At 66.5% G+C, this 16722-nt stretch carries 16 protein-coding genes and 1 tRNA gene; 5 read left to right on the forward strand and 12 right to left on the reverse strand.

Annotated features, from left to right (window positions below; translation table 11 throughout):
* Positions 1 to 65: 65 nt before the first annotated feature.
* Positions 66 to 1703, reverse strand: coding sequence for an ABC-F family ATP-binding cassette domain-containing protein (locus VF612_RS10885; RefSeq protein ID WP_408659873.1), 1638 nt, complete (start codon positions 1701 to 1703; stop codon positions 66 to 68).
* 173 nt (positions 1704 to 1876) lie between these two features.
* Here VF612_RS10885 and VF612_RS10890 point away from each other — a divergent pair, with 173 nt between their 5' ends.
* The 3 genes from VF612_RS10890 to VF612_RS10900 all read left to right on the forward strand — a co-directional run bounded on the left by VF612_RS10890 (position 1877) and on the right by VF612_RS10900 (position 6420).
* The gene (locus VF612_RS10890; RefSeq protein WP_408659874.1) at positions 1877 to 2023 is read left to right on the forward strand and encodes a hypothetical protein; all 147 of its coding nucleotides are present in this window, start codon (positions 1877 to 1879) and stop codon (positions 2021 to 2023) included.
* Between the two features lie 531 nt (positions 2024 to 2554).
* Positions 2555 to 5602 carry a hypothetical protein gene (locus tag VF612_RS10895; protein WP_408659875.1) on the forward strand — a complete coding sequence of 1016 codons (3048 nt, stop codon included), beginning with the start codon at positions 2555 to 2557 and terminating at the stop codon, positions 5600 to 5602.
* A gap of 83 nt (positions 5603 to 5685) precedes the next feature.
* Positions 5686 to 6420, forward strand: coding sequence for an HAD-IA family hydrolase (locus VF612_RS10900; RefSeq protein ID WP_408659876.1), 735 nt, complete (start codon positions 5686 to 5688; stop codon positions 6418 to 6420).
* Positions 6421 to 6447: 27 nt separating this feature from the next.
* Here VF612_RS10900 and VF612_RS10905 read toward each other — a convergent pair whose 3' ends face one another.
* Entirely contained in the window at positions 6448 to 7653 is a 1206-nt protein-coding gene (locus VF612_RS10905; protein WP_408659877.1) for an MFS transporter, read from the reverse strand.
* Positions 7654 to 7853: 200 nt separating this feature from the next.
* On the opposite strand from VF612_RS10905, the gene VF612_RS10910 reads away from it, so the two are divergent.
* Both VF612_RS10910 and VF612_RS10915 read left to right on the forward strand, forming a co-directional pair.
* Complete coding sequence (locus tag VF612_RS10910; RefSeq protein ID WP_408659878.1) at positions 7854 to 8708, forward strand: NAD(P)H-binding protein; 855 nt, start codon at positions 7854 to 7856, stop codon at positions 8706 to 8708.
* 5 nt (positions 8709 to 8713) lie between these two features.
* Entirely contained in the window at positions 8714 to 9076 is a 363-nt protein-coding gene (locus VF612_RS10915) for a DUF2218 domain-containing protein (protein ID WP_408659879.1), read from the forward strand.
* Here the strand turns inward: VF612_RS10915 and VF612_RS10920 are convergent.
* From VF612_RS10920 to VF612_RS10965, 10 genes are all read right to left on the reverse strand, one after another.
* Positions 9045 to 10124: a hypothetical protein gene (locus tag VF612_RS10920; RefSeq protein ID WP_408659880.1), complete on the reverse strand. Its 1080-nt coding sequence runs from the start codon at positions 10122 to 10124 to the stop codon at positions 9045 to 9047. The two genes, VF612_RS10915 and VF612_RS10920, sit on opposite strands and share 32 nt — an antisense overlap.
* A gap of 115 nt (positions 10125 to 10239) precedes the next feature.
* The gene (locus VF612_RS10925; RefSeq protein WP_408659881.1) at positions 10240 to 11436 is read right to left on the reverse strand and encodes an MFS transporter; all 1197 of its coding nucleotides are present in this window, start codon (positions 11434 to 11436) and stop codon (positions 10240 to 10242) included.
* Positions 11429 to 12124 (reverse strand): YqcI/YcgG family protein, encoded by a 696-nt coding sequence (locus VF612_RS10930; protein ID WP_408659882.1) that lies wholly within the window; start codon positions 12122 to 12124, stop codon positions 11429 to 11431. The genes VF612_RS10925 and VF612_RS10930 overlap by 8 nt, the downstream gene beginning before the upstream one ends.
* Before the next feature lie 8 nt (positions 12125 to 12132).
* On the reverse strand, positions 12133 to 13341 hold the full coding sequence (locus VF612_RS10935; RefSeq protein ID WP_408659883.1) for an ATP-grasp domain-containing protein: 1209 nt from the start codon (positions 13339 to 13341) through the stop codon (positions 12133 to 12135).
* Positions 13342 to 13343: 2 nt separating this feature from the next.
* Entirely contained in the window at positions 13344 to 14516 is a 1173-nt protein-coding gene (locus tag VF612_RS10940) for an ATP-grasp domain-containing protein (RefSeq protein WP_408659884.1), read from the reverse strand.
* A gap of 216 nt (positions 14517 to 14732) precedes the next feature.
* Positions 14733 to 15515 (reverse strand): dTMP kinase, encoded by a 783-nt coding sequence (locus VF612_RS10945; protein WP_408659885.1) that lies wholly within the window; start codon positions 15513 to 15515, stop codon positions 14733 to 14735.
* The gene (locus tag VF612_RS10950) at positions 15502 to 15726 is read right to left on the reverse strand and encodes a hypothetical protein (protein WP_408659886.1); all 225 of its coding nucleotides are present in this window, start codon (positions 15724 to 15726) and stop codon (positions 15502 to 15504) included. Before VF612_RS10950 ends, VF612_RS10945 begins: the two co-directional genes overlap by 14 nt.
* Positions 15727 to 15759: 33 nt before the next feature.
* Positions 15760 to 15906 carry a hypothetical protein gene (locus tag VF612_RS10955; protein ID WP_408659887.1) on the reverse strand — a complete coding sequence of 49 codons (147 nt, stop codon included), beginning with the start codon at positions 15904 to 15906 and terminating at the stop codon, positions 15760 to 15762.
* Between the two features lie 248 nt (positions 15907 to 16154).
* Positions 16155 to 16523, reverse strand: a complete 369-nt coding sequence (locus tag VF612_RS10960) for a VOC family protein (protein WP_408659888.1) — start codon at positions 16521 to 16523, stop codon at positions 16155 to 16157.
* 127 nt (positions 16524 to 16650) lie between these two features.
* Positions 16651 to 16722 (reverse strand) — tRNA-Val (locus VF612_RS10965).

The raw sequence follows: 16722 nt of genomic DNA on the forward strand, positions 1-16722 counted from the left end.
CGGCGCGGCGGCTCAGTCGCTCGCGGCGGCTCAGTCGCTCGCGGCGGCTCAGTCGGCGCGGCGGCTCAGTCGATGGTCGGCGCCCCGTCGGCGAGCGTGATCCGCCGGGTCACCCGGACCGCTTCCAGCAGCCGGCGGTCGTGGCTGACCAGCAACAGCGTGCCCGGATAGCTCTCCAGCGCCTGCTCCAGCTGCTCGATGGCCGGCAGGTCGAGGTGGTTGGTGGGCTCGTCCAGCACCAGCAGGTTCACCCCGCGGCCCTGCAGCAGCGCCAGCGCCGCCCGGGTCCGCTCCCCCGGCGAGAGCGTTCCGGCCGGCCGATCGACGTGCGCGGCCCGCAGCCCGAACTTGGCCAGCAGCGTCCGGACGTCGGCGTCGGTCCAGTCCGGCAGCAGCCGGCCGAACGCCCGGGGCAGCGTCTCTTCGTCGCCGAGCAGGCCCCGGACCTGGTCGATCTCGCCGACCACGACGCTGGAGCCGAGGTGCTGGCGTCCTTCCGACAGCGGCAGCCGGCCGAGCAGGGCAGCCAGCAGCGTGCTCTTGCCGCTGCCGTTGGCGCCGGTGATCGCGATCCGGTCGGCCCAGTCCACCTGCAGGCTGACCGGCCCGAGCCGGAAGTCCCCGCGGGTCACCACCGCCTGGTCGAGCACCGCCACCACCGATCCGGAGCGGGGCGCCGCGGCGATCTCCAGCCGCAGCTCCCACTCCTTGCGCGGCTCCTCCACGACCTCCATCCGCTGCAGCAGCCGCTCGGTCTGCCGGGCCTTGGCCGCCTGCTTCTCGGTGCTCTCCTGCTGGAACTTGCGGCTGATCTTGTCCGGGTCCTTGCCGGCCTTGCGCCGGGCGTTGCGGGTGCCGCTCTCCAGCCAGTTGCGCTGCATGCGCGCGCGGTCGACGAGGTCCTGGCGCCGTTCGGCGTTCTCCTCGTAGGCCTCCCGGGCCCGCCGGCGGGCGATCGCGCGCTCGTCCAGATAGGCCTGGTAGCCGCCGGCGTAGTGCGCGATCTGCTGCTGCGCGGAGTCCAGCTCGACGATCTCGGTAGCGGTGCGGGCCAGGAACTCCCGGTCGTGGCTGACGATCACCTGCCCGGCGCGTTGCGAGGTCACGAACCGCTCGAGCAACTCCAGGCCGGCCAGGTCCAGGTCGTTGGTCGGCTCGTCCAGGGCGAAGACGTCGAAGCGGGCCAGCAGCAACGAGGCCAGCGCCGCCCGGGCCGCCTGGCCACCGGACAGCGACATCATCTCCGCCTGCGGATCGGCATCCAGGCCCAGCTGGGCGAGCACTGCCGGTATCCGGTCCTCCAGGTCCGCCCCGCCGAGGTTGAGCCACTGCTCGAAGGCTGCCGAGTACTCCGCCTCGGCGCGGGGCCCGTCGGCCAGCGCGGCGGCGGTCCGCTCCATCGCCTCGGTCGCGTCGCCGACACCGGTGCGCCGGTGCAGGAAGGCGGCCAGCGTCTCACCGGCGCGCCGGTCCGGCTCCTGCGCCAGGTAGCCGACGGTCGCCTCGGCCGGCGCCCGGGTGATGGCGCCCGTCTCCGGCTGGGCGAGCCCGGCCAGCATCCGCAGCAGGGTGGTCTTGCCGGCGCCGTTGGGCCCTACCAGCCCGATGACGGCGCCGGGCGCGACGACCATGTCCAGGCCCCGGAACAGCCAGCGCGAGCCATAGGCGGCGCTGACGTCGCTGACCAGGATCGTTGCGCTCACGGTTGGCGACGCTAGCCGACCGCCGCCAGCGGTTATTCGCTTCCGCTCCCGCGGGGTGCTCGTAGCGCTGCCAGGTTGAGCTGTGCCGCTGAGCAGGATGCCCGGGTTGCCGCCTCTGCGAGGTTGGTGGACTGGCGTTCTTCTCCGGCGGATCCCAGGGCTACGAGCACGTGATGATCTCCATCGGCGGCGGCTACTTCCTGTCCACCGATATCCACGGCAGCGGCACCTTCACCAGAACCACCATCTCCGAGATCAAGTCCAAGTGGGGCCAGAGCTACTCCGGCTGGGCCCAGCCCTGGTTCCAGATCAACCACTGATCCGGCCGCCGGGCCGGGCGGCGGCAGCCAACCGCCCGGCCCCGGTTGCGCCACACCCGGACGCTGTCCGGCGGGTTCCACCGCGCGACCCTGGACATCCGGTGGACCGAGACGCTGGAGGACTACCGGTGATCGGTTCGGGCAGGTTCCGCCGGTAGGAGACGTCCCGGCAATGAGCTGCCTGTAGTTGATCGTGTTTCCGCTGGCCCCCACAAGGTGTTATACGCAGAAGCCACTTTGTGCATTCCCTCCGATTCGTACCGGGCAGCGGTATGTGCTGCTGGAGAAGTCGTCGTGTGAACGGCTTCTGAAGCTCCTGCAAAGGCACGGATAACCACGCTTCCATCTACAGCGAAGCTCGGCAGTCCACACATGAATCGGTGTCCATCCTGACGACGTTTCGCATTCTTCTATTCAAGTCACGCTTAGCCGTCTTCACCTTGTGTGGTTCGACTGCCCGGTCATTGACTTGCCGATTGATGTGGTCGAGAGTGGCTCACACCCACAAAGAGTGCGCCAGCGGAAAGGCCCGTGATCGCGATGGCCAGGGCACGGTGGATCGGTGTGTTCGCGACCCTGCTATTCGCGTCAGCTCTCGCGATCAGCGAGGTGTCAGCGCTAGTGGCTGACGTGTCGATCAACGGCAACTCCTACCCGGCGAGCACGCTCTGGAGCTTCCCCTTCGACTCCAACAAGAGCGATGCCTTTACGGCGTGGGCGACTGCGGCGCAAGGTGGTGTGTCGGTAGCCAATTGGCTCGCCTGGACGCTCTGGCTGGACGCCGGTGTCATCGTCGGATACACCGGGATGCTTATCGGACTGAGCTGCCGGTGGAAGCTCGGTCACCTGAAGTGGATCCTGATCCTCGGCGCTGTCGATATCTTCGAGGACGTGGTGAGCGGGCTCGCCATAGCTGCCCTGCCAAGCAGTGGCGCTGTCATCACCTACGACCCGCCTGACGCCTACGACTCGTCGTGGTCAGCGGTCTTGCCGTGGGCGTCGCTGCTCAAGTGGCTGGCCGCGGCCTTCCTCGTCATCATCAGCGCTTACAGCTTTTTTGTTGCTGACGCCGCCAAGGCGCGCTTCGCCGCCGCGAGACGCGTAGTGAAGGTGCATCGCTTCCAACTCATCCTGCTCGCCGCGCTGTCTGCGCTCCTGGTCGTTCCCGGCGGCGACATCCTGCAGCAGGGCGTCGACATCGAACGGTCATGGTTCCTGACTGACGACGGCGTGATTCGCGGCGCCATGGTCGCGTTGACAGCGCTCGCCGCGATGTGCGCGCTCGGCGCTGTGCTGCGATACGTCTCCAGTGTCAACGTGGCCGGACTGCACGTCCAGCCACAGTCCACAGCTGCCACCGCCGTACCGAGGGCGCTCTGGGCACGACTGCGCTCCCTGCCATGGGCGAGCACAGCTGGCGTCGTGCTCGCTGCTGCCGCGCTGCTTCACTTCACTGAGCTGGCGCGTATCTACTGGCCGACGCTGTGGTGTGTCGTCGGCGTGCTAGCCGTGCTGCAATTTCTCGTCTGCTGGCTGAAAGACCTCCCCGACCGCCGTCGGCCCCTACCCGACGACCCGCGGTTCCGCGCGTTCGCCTGGAGAACGGGACGCATGCTCGCCTGGGCGGTCGTCGCGCTACTGCTGATCAGCGTCGCCCGCGCGTACACCCCAGCGATGCTGATCGGTGACCAAACCCGGCTCGCGATGCTCGTCGTGATCGTCAGCTCTCTGGCCGCCTGCGTGGTCATGTATCTGGCGCTGCGGGTGTCCCGGCCGCCGAAGCTCCTTGGGGACGCGGAGTTTACGGTCCGCCCTCTCTTCCGCTATGTACACCCGCAACTTATCGGCGCCCCGGCGACCGACGAGCGCCAAGCAGGACTCGTAGGCGGCGAATCGATCGGTCCGGTATCGACGCTCTGGTCTATCGGCCTGCCGGGCCTGGCGACCGTCATCGCGGCCACGGTGTTGCTGGTGTTCCCGCAGCACATCGCGCGGGTGGTCGGCGCAGTGGGCGTGGTCGGCCTGTGTCTTGGGGTGCTCGCACTCTTCTTCGCAACCTTGAGCGTCGCCGCGCAGGCCGTCGAGCCGCCAGCTCTCTTCCGCGCGATCACGCTGCATCGCACCCCGGTGATCGCCCTCATGGTCGTCATCGGCGTGATCTCCACGATCGTCGGACGCAGCAACTCGTTCCATGAGGCGCGCGGGCAATCGGGCGACTCGCCCACCACCCAGCGCGTCCATCTGAGTGAGGCATTCAGCACGTGGAAGCAGACCGCATCGTGCACGATCCCGGCGGGATCGGGCGCAGAGTCCGTGCGGGTCCGCCCGCTGCTGTTTGTCGCCGCTGAGGGCGGTGGCATCCGGGCGGCGTGGTGGACGGTCAAGGCCATGGACGCCTTGACCGGCCCCGACTGCCGGAACTCGGTCCTCCTCACCAGCGGAGTAAGCGGAGGGGCCGTCGGCCTCGGCCTGCTGGCGACCGCGGCTGACCCTCAGGCGGAGCTGAAGTCCATCGCCGGACAGGACGCGGTCGCCTCGGGTATAGCGGGCATGCTTTCCCGGGATCTTGTCGCGGGCTTCCTCGGTGTCAACCTCCGGACAGTCGGCACAGGCGAGTACCACTACCCCGACCGCGCTGCGCTTATGGAAGACCAGTGGGATCGTGTATCAACACTCGACGCAGCTTTTCCGTCAGCCCCCACGACGAGAGCGCCGTGGTCCACCATCTTCAACGGCACATCCGTCTTACGCCAATGCCGTGTCCTCGTCGCCAACGTGAAGATCGTCGCCAACGTGAAGACCGGCCACGAAGACCGAGGTGATTGCGAGAGCCCTACGGCGCCCGTGCCAGGAGGGTACGACCTCTTCGACGCCCACCCGTGCTATAGCGGAATCCACACCTCGACTGCGTCGATGTTGGCAGCGCGATTCCCCTACGTCACACCGTCCGGGGTGATCCGAGCCTGCGATGGTGACAGGAAGACCGTTGATCAGGTCATCGACGGCGGTTATAGCGAGAACAGCGGCATCGACACACTCAACGCCGCTATGACGGAATTGATGCCGGCTATTCGCGCCGCGAACGCCGAGGCACTCCTGCCTGGATCCGATCAGCCGGTGATAGTGCCGATGCTCGTCTACCTGCACAACAAGCCCGTCGCGAGCGTGGGCAAGGTGGCGTCGGCCTCTAAACCGAAGCCAGAGCTGATCATTCCGCCCCTTAATAAGTCCTCCGGTGCGGCCATCTTGAATAGCCCGGGGGCGCTGCTGGCACGCTCACAGGCCATTGCGGACAGCTGGCTGGAGACACCGAAAGCGCAAGATCAGGCGTCGCAGGCACGCGTAGAACGACTTCGCGGCCTCGTCGGCCAGTTGTTGCCCCACAAGACAGTGACGATCGCCCCGCAACGGGTCGCGCAGATCGGCGTGCCACTCGGGTGGGGACTGTCACGAGCATCGCGCACATCGCTGGACAACGCGTTGAACGCCTACCTGGAGTGCAGTCAGGCGGCAAATCCATGCCCGCAGGGCTTGGAGTTCGGCGCGCTGAAAAGGATGACGCCTCCTCCTCCGAGCTGAGACCCGCCTCGGGCTCTTCCTGCGGTTGACTTGACCCATCGAGGCGACTGATCGTTCGCCTCACCGCGCGAAGGAGCCCACCGATGACCTCCGACCTCGATCTCACCCAGTACAAGGCGCTCAGCTTCGACTGCTACGGCACCCTGATCGACTGGGAGACGGGCATCGCCGAGGTGCTGGGCCAGTGGGCGCGGGTACAAGGGCTCGACCTCAGCGACGAGGAGCTGCTGCTCGCCTACGGCGATCACGAGGCGGCCATCGAACGGGAGGCCCCGACGACGCGCTATCCCGACGTCCTGGCCACCGCCTTCCGCCGGCTCGGGGACGGCCTCGGCCGCCAGGTGAGCCAGGAGTGGGCGCAGCGGCTCGGCGACTCGGTGCCCGACTGGCCGGCGTTCCCCGACTCCGCGGACGCCCTCGCCCGGCTGGCCAGGCATTACAAGCTGATCATCGTCTCCAACGTGCACCGCGACGGCTTCGCCGGCAGCAACCGGCAGCTGCGCGGTGACTTCGCCGCCATCATCACCGCCGAGGACGTGGGCGGTTACAAGCCCGCCGACAACCACTTCCGCGCCCTCTACGCGACGTTGACCGACCTCGGCATCGACCGCTCCGAGCTGCTGCACGTGGCGCAGAGCCTGTTCCACGACCACGTGGTGGCCAAGCGGGAGGGCCTGCCGTCGGTCTGGATCGACCGCCGGCACGACCGTTCGGGCCAGGGAGCGACGCCCGAGCCCAGCGCGGAGTGGAGCTACAACCTGAGGTTCGACTCGATGGCCGAGTTCGCCGACGCCGTGGACGAGGCCTTCAGCGGCTGACCCGGGCCGGCCGGACGGAGCCCCTGTTCAGGACGGCCGCGGCGGAGCGACCACCGCGGTGATGAGCGCGGCGAGCCCGAGCAGGACCGCGACCGCGGTGAGCGCGCGTAGCACCGAGATGTGGTCACCGAGCAACCCGACCGTGGGCGGTCCGGCCAGGAAGGCGCAGTAGCCGATGGAGGCGATGACGCTGACCCGGCCGGCGGCGTGCTGCGGCTCGTCCGCCCCGGCGCTCATGCCGACCGGGAAGCCGAGGGAGACGCCGAGGCCCCACAGGACGGCGCCGGCGAACGCCAGCGGCGTGCCGGGCGCGAAGACGAACAGCAGCGTCCCGGCGATGCCGAGCACCGACAGCAGCCTGAGGACCGGCACCCGGCCGTACCGGTCCAGCAGCCCCGGCCCGAACCAGCGTCCCACCGTCATCGCCGACAGGAACACCGCGAACGCCAGGGTGCCGACCGTCGCCGAGGCGCCGTAGCCGTCGATCGTGGCGATGCCGATCCAGTCGTTGCCGGTGCCCTCGGCGAACGCGAACGCCAGCACGAAGACGCCGATCAGCAGCGTGCGGGGCTCTCGCCAGGCAGCCAGCGCGCTCCGCTGACCGCCTCCCTCCTCCTGCTCGGAGACGCCGGCCGCATCGTCGACGAAGGCACGGGCGCCCCACGGGACGACGAGCCCGACGACGATCGCGACCACCAGCAGGTGCGCGGTGACCGGCACCCGCAGGGCGACCATGGCTGCGCCGACCAGCGCTCCGGCGACGGTGCCGAGGCTGAAGCCGGCATGGAACCGCGACATGATCGAGCGGCCGAGATGGCGCTCGACCAGCGCTCCCTGGACGTTCATGGCCACGTCCCAGGCGCCGTTGGCGAAGCCGAGCAGGAACAGCCCCACGACCACGGGGACGATGCCCGCCAGGTAGCCCAGGGCGACGGTCGCCAGGCCGGCCGCGAGCAGCACCGCCATTCCCGCCACGGTCCGCCGGGAGCCGAGCCGGTGCACGACCGGGCCGGAGAGTGGAAGGGCCAGCAGCGAGCCGGCGGCGATGCACAGCAGCACCAGGCCGAGCTGCGCGGCCGACAGGTGCAGCCGGTCCCGCACCTGCGGGATGCGCGAGGCCCAGCTCGCGAAGGCGAATCCGGAGCCGATGAAGGCGACGTAGGTGCCGCGGACGCCGGCGCGTACCCCCTGGATCGGCGGACCGGCGACGGGGACGGTGGGCGGAGAGGGCATGGAACGAAGCTCCGGAGAAGTGATGCGGCGCCAGGCCCTCGATCAGGGCGGCCAGTTCGACTGTACATACCCGGCTGAGCGCCCCTGCCGGGCAGACCGAGCTGCTCTGCGGACCGATCCGCTCGTGGAATAGCTGACGCCTTGGGGCAGTTCCATCCATGATTGCTTGAATACTCAACTACCTGAAGGATGCTTGCCTCATGTCTACCTACGCGGTTACCGGCGCCACCGGACACCTCGGCCACCTCGCCGTGCTCGCGCTGCTCGATCGAGGCGTGCCTGCCCAGAATGTCGTCGCAGTCGTCCGGGATGCGGCGAAGGCGCAGCCGCTCGCGGAGCGGGGCGTGCAGGTACGGGTGGCCGACTACAACGACGCGGACGCGCTGGGGACTGCGTTCGCCGGCGTCGACCGGCTGCTGTTCGTCTCCGGCAGCGAGGTCGGGCAACGCGAGCGGCAGCACCGCATGATCATCGAGGCCGCCCGGGCCGCGGGCGTCTCGCGCATCGCGTACACCTCGATCGCGCGGGCCGGGGAGAACTCCATGCCACTGGGCGCAGAGCACCGGGCCACCGAGGCGCTGCTGCTCGCGTCCGGGATTCCGACGCTGCTGCTGCGCAACTCCTGGTACCTGGAGAACTACACCGGCCAGCTGGAGCAGTACCTGGCCGTTGGCGCGATCATCGGCGCGACGGGTGCGGCGCGGATCGCTGCTGCGCCGCGTGCGGACTACGCCGAGGCAGCTGTGGCGGCGCTGGTCGATGATGCTGCTCCCGGCGTGTACGAACTCGGTGGGCCGGCGTTCACGATGGGCGAATTGGCCGCGGCGCTCTCGGCGGCTGTCGGCCGGGAACTGCCGTACCGGGATGTGACCCTGGCGGAGTTCGAGGCGGGCCTGGTCGCGGCCGGCCTCGACGCCGGAACCGCCGCGTTCGTCACCGCTCTGGAGCGCGGCGCCGCAGCCGGCGAACTCGACGTTCCGGTCACCGACCTGGAGCGGCTGCTGGGCCGGCCGGCGACCGAGCTGGCCACCGCCGTCAAGCACCTGATCGGCTGACGGCCGTGTTCTCCCGCGCGGATGTGGCCACCGCCACCCCGGAGCGCTACGCCAAGCAGCTGGTCGCGCATCTCGGCCGGAAGGTGTCGTTCAGCACCGACGGCGGAATCTCGACCGCCATGATGGGCGACGCTACGGGGCGGATCATTGTCGGCGACGGCGTCCTCACCCTCACGGCGACGGGTTCGGATCCCGCCGCGGTAGCGGTCGTCGAGGACGTCCTCGGCCGGCACCTGGAGCGCTTCGGCGCCCGCAACGAGCTGGCCGTCCACTGGGCCCGCGGAGTGACCACGCGCAGCGACAGCTCTGATCAGCCGTCAGCAGTGAGCCCACCGCTCACTCTGAGGCATCCCCCTGCAAGGACCTAAGGAAACTGAGCTTGGAGAAGTAGTCGACGCGGTAGCTGTAGCCCCACTCCGAAAGGGTGCGCGCGACCAGGTCTCTCAACCGCATCAGCTCCGGCTCCACCGTTTCCTCTTCGCAGCCGGACACGAGTTGGGATCGGTGATATTCCAACTCGAGCTGGCGCATCGTCTGACCTGCTGCTGTGACCTCGTCCATCTCGAGCCCGAAATAGTGACCGGTTCGCGTTGACTGGACGTTGACGTCGAACCGAGACCTCGTCATGTGCGGAAGCGCTGTTGCTGTCACGTCAGGCAGCGCTCGGCGAAGGTACTCCGAGAAATGCGAGGGCTCGATTCGTACGTTCATGTCGAACGTCTCCTGCCGCCGGAGCGCGTCGGCCGGGTACATCTTGTACTTCACGACGTACTCCTGGCTGGGTGTCAACATGAACGCCGCATACCCGACCGATACGCCTTCCCGCTCGAGCGCGAAGGTGTCCTGTTCATAGCTCCATCGTTGGTACTCGTTGCCGACGTCGGGAATGAAGTCGGGCAGCTCTCGTCTTTGAACTGCTGCCGCCAGGTTCGACGTGACAACCCAGGGTGACACCTCCTGGTCGAAGGTGAACTTGAGCTCGATCTCGATGTCTGGGAAAAGATTCGTGGTCTGCCGAGACTCATCACTCATCCGGCGCAAGATCACGGGATTCGCTGTCGCGACGCGCATCACCGACTCCAGCAGCGGGCTTGTCCCGTCGGCGCTGTCCTGGCCGACCCGCGCGAACAAAAGCCCCGACTCCCGGATGCGGGAGCAGGCATACACCGTGCGCCGCACGTCATCGGCTTGCGTACCCCGCTGTTCGTGCACCACGAACGTCGGCGCCAGCTCCGGCAGCCTGCCGTTGCTGCCACCGAGCTGAAGCGCTTGGGCACGGACATCGAATGCCACACCAGTCCAGACCGCGCTCTGCCCCGTTATGGTCGGCAGCGGCTGCCCGCTGCCGGTTTCGGCGTCACCAGGGCACCAGAGGACCTCGTCGGCCAGGATGTCGTCATACTTCAGCCACAACACAGCCGGCGGGTCCCCCGAAGGCGGGCTAGGCAGCCGTAACGCAAAGGCACCGTGCGAGGTCCTTGATTCCAGCCCCGCGAATCCGAGCCCTATCTGCCCCAGGATCAGCCATAAGCTACTTGGCATACGCTTTGCCTCGTCTGCGCTCGAATTTCACCATATAAGTTATCCAGATGAAGAGGGAGAACCCCGCGAGCACCACCGCCGGGAGCCACAGCCACAGGTGCGCCGTCTCCGCGCCCGCATAAAGGAAGCCGGAGAGCGGGATGGCCCCTGCGATGAACATTCGAATCACACTGTTCACCCGGCCGGCGACAGCAACGGGAATCACGTCCTGCCGGAACGAGATAGAGGCAACGTTGCTCATGCCGAGCGCCACTGACATCACGGCGAAGCCACTGATCAGCACCGCATTGCTGATCTCTGTCGCGATGGCTATCAGTGCTAACGCCGCGACAGCTTGGTACACCAGAATTTTCATCTCCAGGCTCTGAGCAGTCATGACCCGGGGCGCTACCCGTGCTCCGACAGCGCCTGCGAGCAACCCGATGGCAAGCGAGACTGAGATGACCGTCGGCGACGAGCCGTGCTCGGCGAGCACTGTGACCAGCACGGTTCCCAGGCCACCGACTGCAAGGTTGGCGACTGACATGCTCGCGACGAGCCAACCGATATCAGGTTTGGCAAGCCACGAGAACCCCAATACCAAGTCCTGACGCAAAGAGGTCGGCGCGGTCGAACCCACACGGACCCTCGCGAGGGTGAGTGCGATCCCGCCGGCGACCGCGTACAGAGCCACGATCAACAGAGACGAGTTGACGGCTCCGAATGCCCCGACAGTCACACCGCCGATGAGGAAACCCCCGACCTTCGCAAACTCGATCGCAGACGTCAGTCGGGCCACCGCATGGCCGCGCCGCTCTGCCGCCACCAGCTCGGGTATCAGGACGAATTGCCCCGTAATCGAGGATGCGACACCCCCCAGGCCGGAGATCAGGAGCATGAGCGCGACGACATAGTCACTGTCGAGGGCGATCGCTACGACCGCGACACAAGCCGCTTGCATCAGCTGGGAAAGCGCGAAGACGAGCCGCCGTTCGAAGCGGTCGATCAGCGAGCCGATGAACGGCGACGCGACGTAGGCGACCCCTCTGAGTGAGATCACCAGGATGGCCGTGGCGGGCGATCCGGTGGTGTCCAACACCGCAAGCGGCGCCACCAACGCAAGCCCGTAATCCGCCGCCTTCGACACTACGGACGAGGCGATCAGCTTCCTGAGAGCAGCCGTCTCCGAGCCGGGGATCTCAGTCATGCGGCGCCTCTGACACGTCATGCGCAGTAAGGCCGTCACCGAGGAAGTACTGAAGCGCTTCTCGGTTGCCCGGATCGCCGTATCTGCCCAGGCATGGATGCGGCTGCACGTCGTCGTACGCCGTAAGCCGACGACGTATCTGTTCGCGGGCAGCCGGACCAGCCCGGCCCCCATGGTCGAACGAGGCACGGGCCTGCGCGATGACAGTGAACGCCGGGCCAACGTTACGGCTGTTGCGAGCGAGGTGGTTGGGTGAGCTGAAGTTGACGAAGATCTCCACCCCATCGACCTTCAACGACCACGTGGCGTCCGACGGAGGCAGTGACTCGGGGCCGTGGTTGAGGCACTCCTCTGCCCGAACTGTCGTCACGATCGACCGTGCGAGTTGGAGGTCCGCCTCCAAGGTCGTGGGAGCCTGCTCGGCATGTCCGACTAGGAACATCACCGCGATCGCCTCGGGCTGCTGGCGCATCATCTGCAGCAGCGAACGCAACTCTGCGTATACCGAGTGACCGACACCCGTCTCACGTCGGCATAGCGAAAAGTAGGCGGCGCCAGTTGCGAATGGCAGGTGGCTGAAGATGCATGGGAACGCGTCGTCTGTCGCTATACGACGGAAGGTATGCGCGAGTTCAGCAAGCTGGGGATCGACGTCCGCGCTCGAAAGCTTGTCAATGTTCACCAACACAGCGGCAGTCAGCTCCTCTCAGAACATCTGTCGTCAAGAAGCGTCAATATCTGCGTGAGTCGCTCATCGAACTCTGCGCGCGAGGACGCCCGCAGGATCAGCTTGTGTCCGTAATCAGTCGCGTGGCGCACGCGCCCCGGGACCTCGGGGCGCATGAAGTCGTAAGACATGATTCCGGCTACCTGCCGCGTCAGGAAGTCACGCAGGTCCTCGACCAGGACATGCTGGAAGATGCCCAGCACGCCGTAGACGTCTGACCCGCCATCTCGACCTGGCGCGCGCGCCAGGTTCGGGGTAAGACCTAATTGCAGATGGACCGCGCTTTCGACTATGTCGACCCCGTACGTGAAGCGAATGATCTCGCTGAGCCCGCCGCCGCCAGGGCGTGCCGCGACCTCACAGAACACCACCTCGCCTGCCGGAGTGAGGAAGAATTCGGCATGGGTGACCGCGGCCTCGAGCCCCAGCGCCCGCAGGACCTTCGCGTTATGCTCGACAAGAAGATCCCTGGCGGGCCCAGTTCCCACGATGACAGAGCCCTGATACCGCTCCGAAGCGAACTTGCCAGGCGGCTGCAGGTACTCACCGACCGAGACGAACAGGACTTCGCCGTCGTAGACCACCGAATCGCAGTGGTACATCGCGCCGTCTACGAACTGTTCGACTTCTAGCGTTGCCGGGTCGGCGTGCAGCTCCTCGATTGCGGCAGCGATGTCGGCAGGATCGTCAACCACCCTGACCTCAGATGCGCCCAACCCCCATCTGCTCTTCACCACTGTCCGGCCACTCCACGGGAGAGGATGTGCCGGCGCCGTCGTGACCGGAAGATATGCGGGCACGTTCTTGTACCCTGCCGCGACGAGGCCGTCCTTCATGTGCACCTTGTCACGGAAGGGCAATGTCTCATCCACTGTCATTCCAGGCAGCGCATACCGCTCCCGCAGTGTTGCCGCCAGGATCATGTCCTTCTCGTGCAAGGCGACCACATGCGTCAACTGCCGCGATTCGATCAGCCACTTCGCCACGCGCTCCAGGTGGCCCTTCCGCGTCATGTCGCAGATCGTCACGTCGGGAAAGTCGGCGCTGCGGTATCCCTCTAGCCCGCCGCCGAAGGTCCGGGTGAGTAAGGCGCGGTGGTCGGGCTGGGTCGGCACGTATCGACCATGCTCACCCAACGTCCACCGCAGCGAATGACGATTGATGATCAAGGGGCGCATCGCTATGCACGCACCGTCTTCACTGCTTTCAGGGACAGCACGTGTTCCAGCGCCTTCGCGCAGGTATGAGGGTCGGGGCCGACGAGGCGGGCGGCGCCCAGCCGATCGTCGGAGCTCCTGAGCCGGCCTACTGTGTCGCCCACTTCTACCGAGGGGGCCCACAGCTCGAACGTCACGTCTGCCAGCTCCGGCGCCTGCCCCAGGACGGACGCGACCACGCCCTCGTCGGCGACGAAGAACACCATCGCCGCCGCGTCAGCGCGGCATCGCCCTCGCTCCGGGAGTTCGCCCACCGGCCAGCCAAGCGAAGTCAATCTCCAATCCACACCCGTAGTGGCGTGGACCAGGTCAGCCACGCCGTCGCCGCCGAGCCGATTGTGGGTCTCTACGATCTTCACATCGTTCCCCTCCACCATCACCTCGGTGCAAGCCACGCCGTCGGTAAGCCCGATGACGTCCAGCAGCCGGCTTACGGCCGTGCCCACCCGTTCAAGCTGCGCTGGGGACAGAGACGGCGGCGGCATGACGTGTCCGACCTCGACGAAGTTGTCGGTGATCCACTTCTCGGCCACGCCCAGAATGGCGTGGCGGCCGGCCGAGCTGAGCGTTTCGACCGTGACCTCCACCCCGGACATGAACGCTTCGACCAGGCCCTCTTCGCGAGCTTGCGCCGGAATACGCTCGAGATCGGCGATGGTGGACACTGTCTGCACGCCTGCGCTGCCGGTGCCGAAGGCCGGCTTGAAGATGGCGCGAGCACCTCGACCGAGCAAGTCGGCTACAGCGTCGTGATCTGATGCAGAGGCACAAGGCACTGTCAGGTCTGGCGCATGCCTCGCAAGAAGCTGACGCATCAGCCGCTTGTCGCGCGAGGCCATAACAGTCTGCAGCGCAGTCCCTGCGACTCCAAGGTCCTCGACCAGCCTCCCCGCCGGCTCAAGCCCACGCTCAGTCGTTGACACCACGCCAGCGACGTCGCCACGGCTACGCAGCACTCGCGCGAAGGAGGCCAATTCATCCGCATCGACATAGTCGACGGTGTACAGCTCATCCCGCTCTGGACGGACGAATTCCGCCTTCGAGGCGCCAGGCGGTTGCACAATGATGAGGTCGGTCTCGAGATTGTGCGCGGCTCGCGTCATGTTGGCCGACGGACCGAGAACTACCAATGACATAGTGAGAACCGCCCTGTCTATGCGCCTGGCTCGGTGGTTCGCCCGGCTGCCTCGTGGGCGGCTTTGCGATCGTGCTGGGTGTGGATCAGGGCGGTGAGCACGGTTGCGTCTACCTCGGAGCAAGCCGCCGCTTCAGTGGAGCCAAGTAGGCCCCACGCCGTCGCAGTGCGCCGAGGGCTGCCGGCCCGCTGAGTCGCAGTGAGTTTCAGCATCGAACTAACCGGCCAGGATCCAGCGCAGGCAACTCGCGGTCACGTCGACCGAGGGGCGACTGGCGTCAACCAGCTCCGTACGTCCCTGCGTGCGGCTGACTGCAAGAAGGTTGGCACGTATGCGTGTCTGGTAGTCAACGAAACTAGCGCGTCGGTCGCCACCATAGCCATCATGATGGCCTGCCTCCGAACGGCTGATCGCATCCTTTCGCGCAGCGCACACGGTTGGTGGCACGTCGAGGAACAACGTCAGATCAGGCTGCGCCAGATCATCGAAGCACGCCCGCACAAGGCTCGCACTGATTTCCGTACGCTCCATCGACCGGGCAAGAAGCTTGTGGGTCCAACCATCACAGACGACCGTACGCCCGGCCCCGAGCGCCGGACGCAGGACCAGCCTGTCCAAGGCCTCGTACCAGGCAGCCAGTAGCAAGAAGTAGTGACGGTGGCCGAACAGGTCCTGCCTGTCGTCACCATCGGTCTCCCACACAGCGGCTTGCACGCGCTCGAGATGCCGGTTGAGGAACGGCGGATCACTCGGTGGCAGGGCATGGCGACCCGGAAGCAGCGTGGCCCCCAGGCCGGCTTCATCGAGTGCCTTCACCAACTCGTGGCTTACCGTGCTCTTGCCTGCGCCGTCGATGCCGGTGACCACTATGAACCTGCCGCGTCGAACGTGAGCCGTCATGGAGCTTGTGGTCGTCACGTTCGGCTCGTCGCAATGACGGACGCGCTGAATTTCGCCTGTGTGCTGCAGTAGATCAGCGCTCTCCTCAGAGTTCGTCATCGTTCTCATCATCGGTGGCGCGACGGTGACGTTCGACGATAATTTCCTGGCACAAGTCATGAATATCCTGAGCACGATTATCCCGGTAGAAGTCGCCGGCCGTGCCTCTCATCGGATTCAACGTGAATCCCGGACGGTCTCCGCCAAGCTCATACATGAGCTCGCGGACCCTGTCATCTGTCATTGCCGCCGGGTCATCATGTTGCTGCACCCACTCGGGGACCCCGAGCCCTATGGCCAGAGGTCAATAGAAGCCGGTCGACTCCTCGTAGTTGTAATTGTCATAGACCATCTGGCCGCCGTGATCTCGGTAATCGATGATCTTGTGGAGCTCGTCATCGTTCAGTTGGCACAAGCCCTGCTTCAATTTTTGGCGACGCAGGTCGGTCATCGCGCTCCACACCACACTGGTCGGTGTGGATTTGAGGCATCGTAGCTGCGCACCTGGGGAGGGTATCCCGCATCGCAGTCACCGGGATCCGCCACGCTGATGCGACAGGCGCCAACCCCGAAACGCTTCTGCTTCTTTCGGAAAGCAACTGGGGCTCTGTCCCCAGCCAGGTCAGTGAAGCCCGCCGGCTCTACGCTGCCGGCCAGTCAGCGTCATCCCACCGAGGAGGTTGGTCTCCCCCTTCCCGGTCAATGGGTTGTGAGGCGGAGGTAGTAGCCGTCAGGGTCGAAGAGTCGCAGGTCGGCGAGGCCCCAACTCCTGGCGGTCAGGTCTTCGGCCAGCTCGTACCCGGCCGCCAGGATGCGCTCGCGCTCGGCGTGCAGGTCATCGACCTCGAAGACGATCTCGGTGCCGGCAGGTAACCGACGGGCGTCCCTCGATACCGGTTCGGCTGACTGGCGCGCGCCGATCCGGATGCCATCCCGCCGAAGCGCGACGTAGGGGGTCTCGGCCAGCCGCTCGTCCCGTTCCAGGGTGAACGCCAATGCCGACTGGTAGAAGGCGACGGTGGTATCGAGGTCGCTCGGAAAGATCTCGATCCGAAGGCTGGCAGCCATCACGCTCCACGAGCTATCTCGGTTTGATTCATGTCACGGCCGAGCTGTGGCCGGCAATGGGGTTCCGGCACCTTAATTTTGGTCGGGACGCCCTTGTTTCGAGTAAGCCGCCCAACCTATCCCTCGGTGGGCGCTGTTGGGATCGAACCAACGACCGCTCGGGTGTAAACCGAGTGCTCTCCCGCTGAGCTAAGCGCCC

The organism is Jatrophihabitans sp. (genome assembly GCF_036388195.1).
Taxonomy (GTDB): domain Bacteria; phylum Actinomycetota; class Actinomycetes; order Mycobacteriales; family Jatrophihabitantaceae; genus Jatrophihabitans_A.

Coding starts and splice junctions, on each gene's coding strand:
- VF612_RS10945 (WP_408659885.1), bottom strand. CDS start 15,515: ATGACGAACTCTGAGGAGAGCGCTGATCTACTGCAGCACACAGGCGAA.
- VF612_RS10925 (WP_408659881.1), bottom strand. CDS start 11,436: ATGACTGAGATCCCCGGCTCGGAGACGGCTGCTCTCAGGAAGCTGATC.
- VF612_RS10905 (WP_408659877.1), bottom strand. CDS start 7,653: ATGCCCTCTCCGCCCACCGTCCCCGTCGCCGGTCCGCCGATCCAGGGG.
- VF612_RS10960 (WP_408659888.1), bottom strand. CDS start 16,523: ATGGCTGCCAGCCTTCGGATCGAGATCTTTCCGAGCGACCTCGATACC.
- VF612_RS10890 (WP_408659874.1), top strand. CDS start 1,877: ATGATCTCCATCGGCGGCGGCTACTTCCTGTCCACCGATATCCACGGC.
- VF612_RS10955 (WP_408659887.1), bottom strand. CDS start 15,906: ATGACCGACCTGCGTCGCCAAAAATTGAAGCAGGGCTTGTGCCAACTG.
- VF612_RS10900 (WP_408659876.1), top strand. CDS start 5,686: ATGACCTCCGACCTCGATCTCACCCAGTACAAGGCGCTCAGCTTCGAC.
- VF612_RS10940 (WP_408659884.1), bottom strand. CDS start 14,516: ATGTCATTGGTAGTTCTCGGTCCGTCGGCCAACATGACGCGAGCCGCG.
- VF612_RS10935 (WP_408659883.1), bottom strand. CDS start 13,341: ATGCGCCCCTTGATCATCAATCGTCATTCGCTGCGGTGGACGTTGGGT.
- VF612_RS10910 (WP_408659878.1), top strand. CDS start 7,854: ATGTCTACCTACGCGGTTACCGGCGCCACCGGACACCTCGGCCACCTC.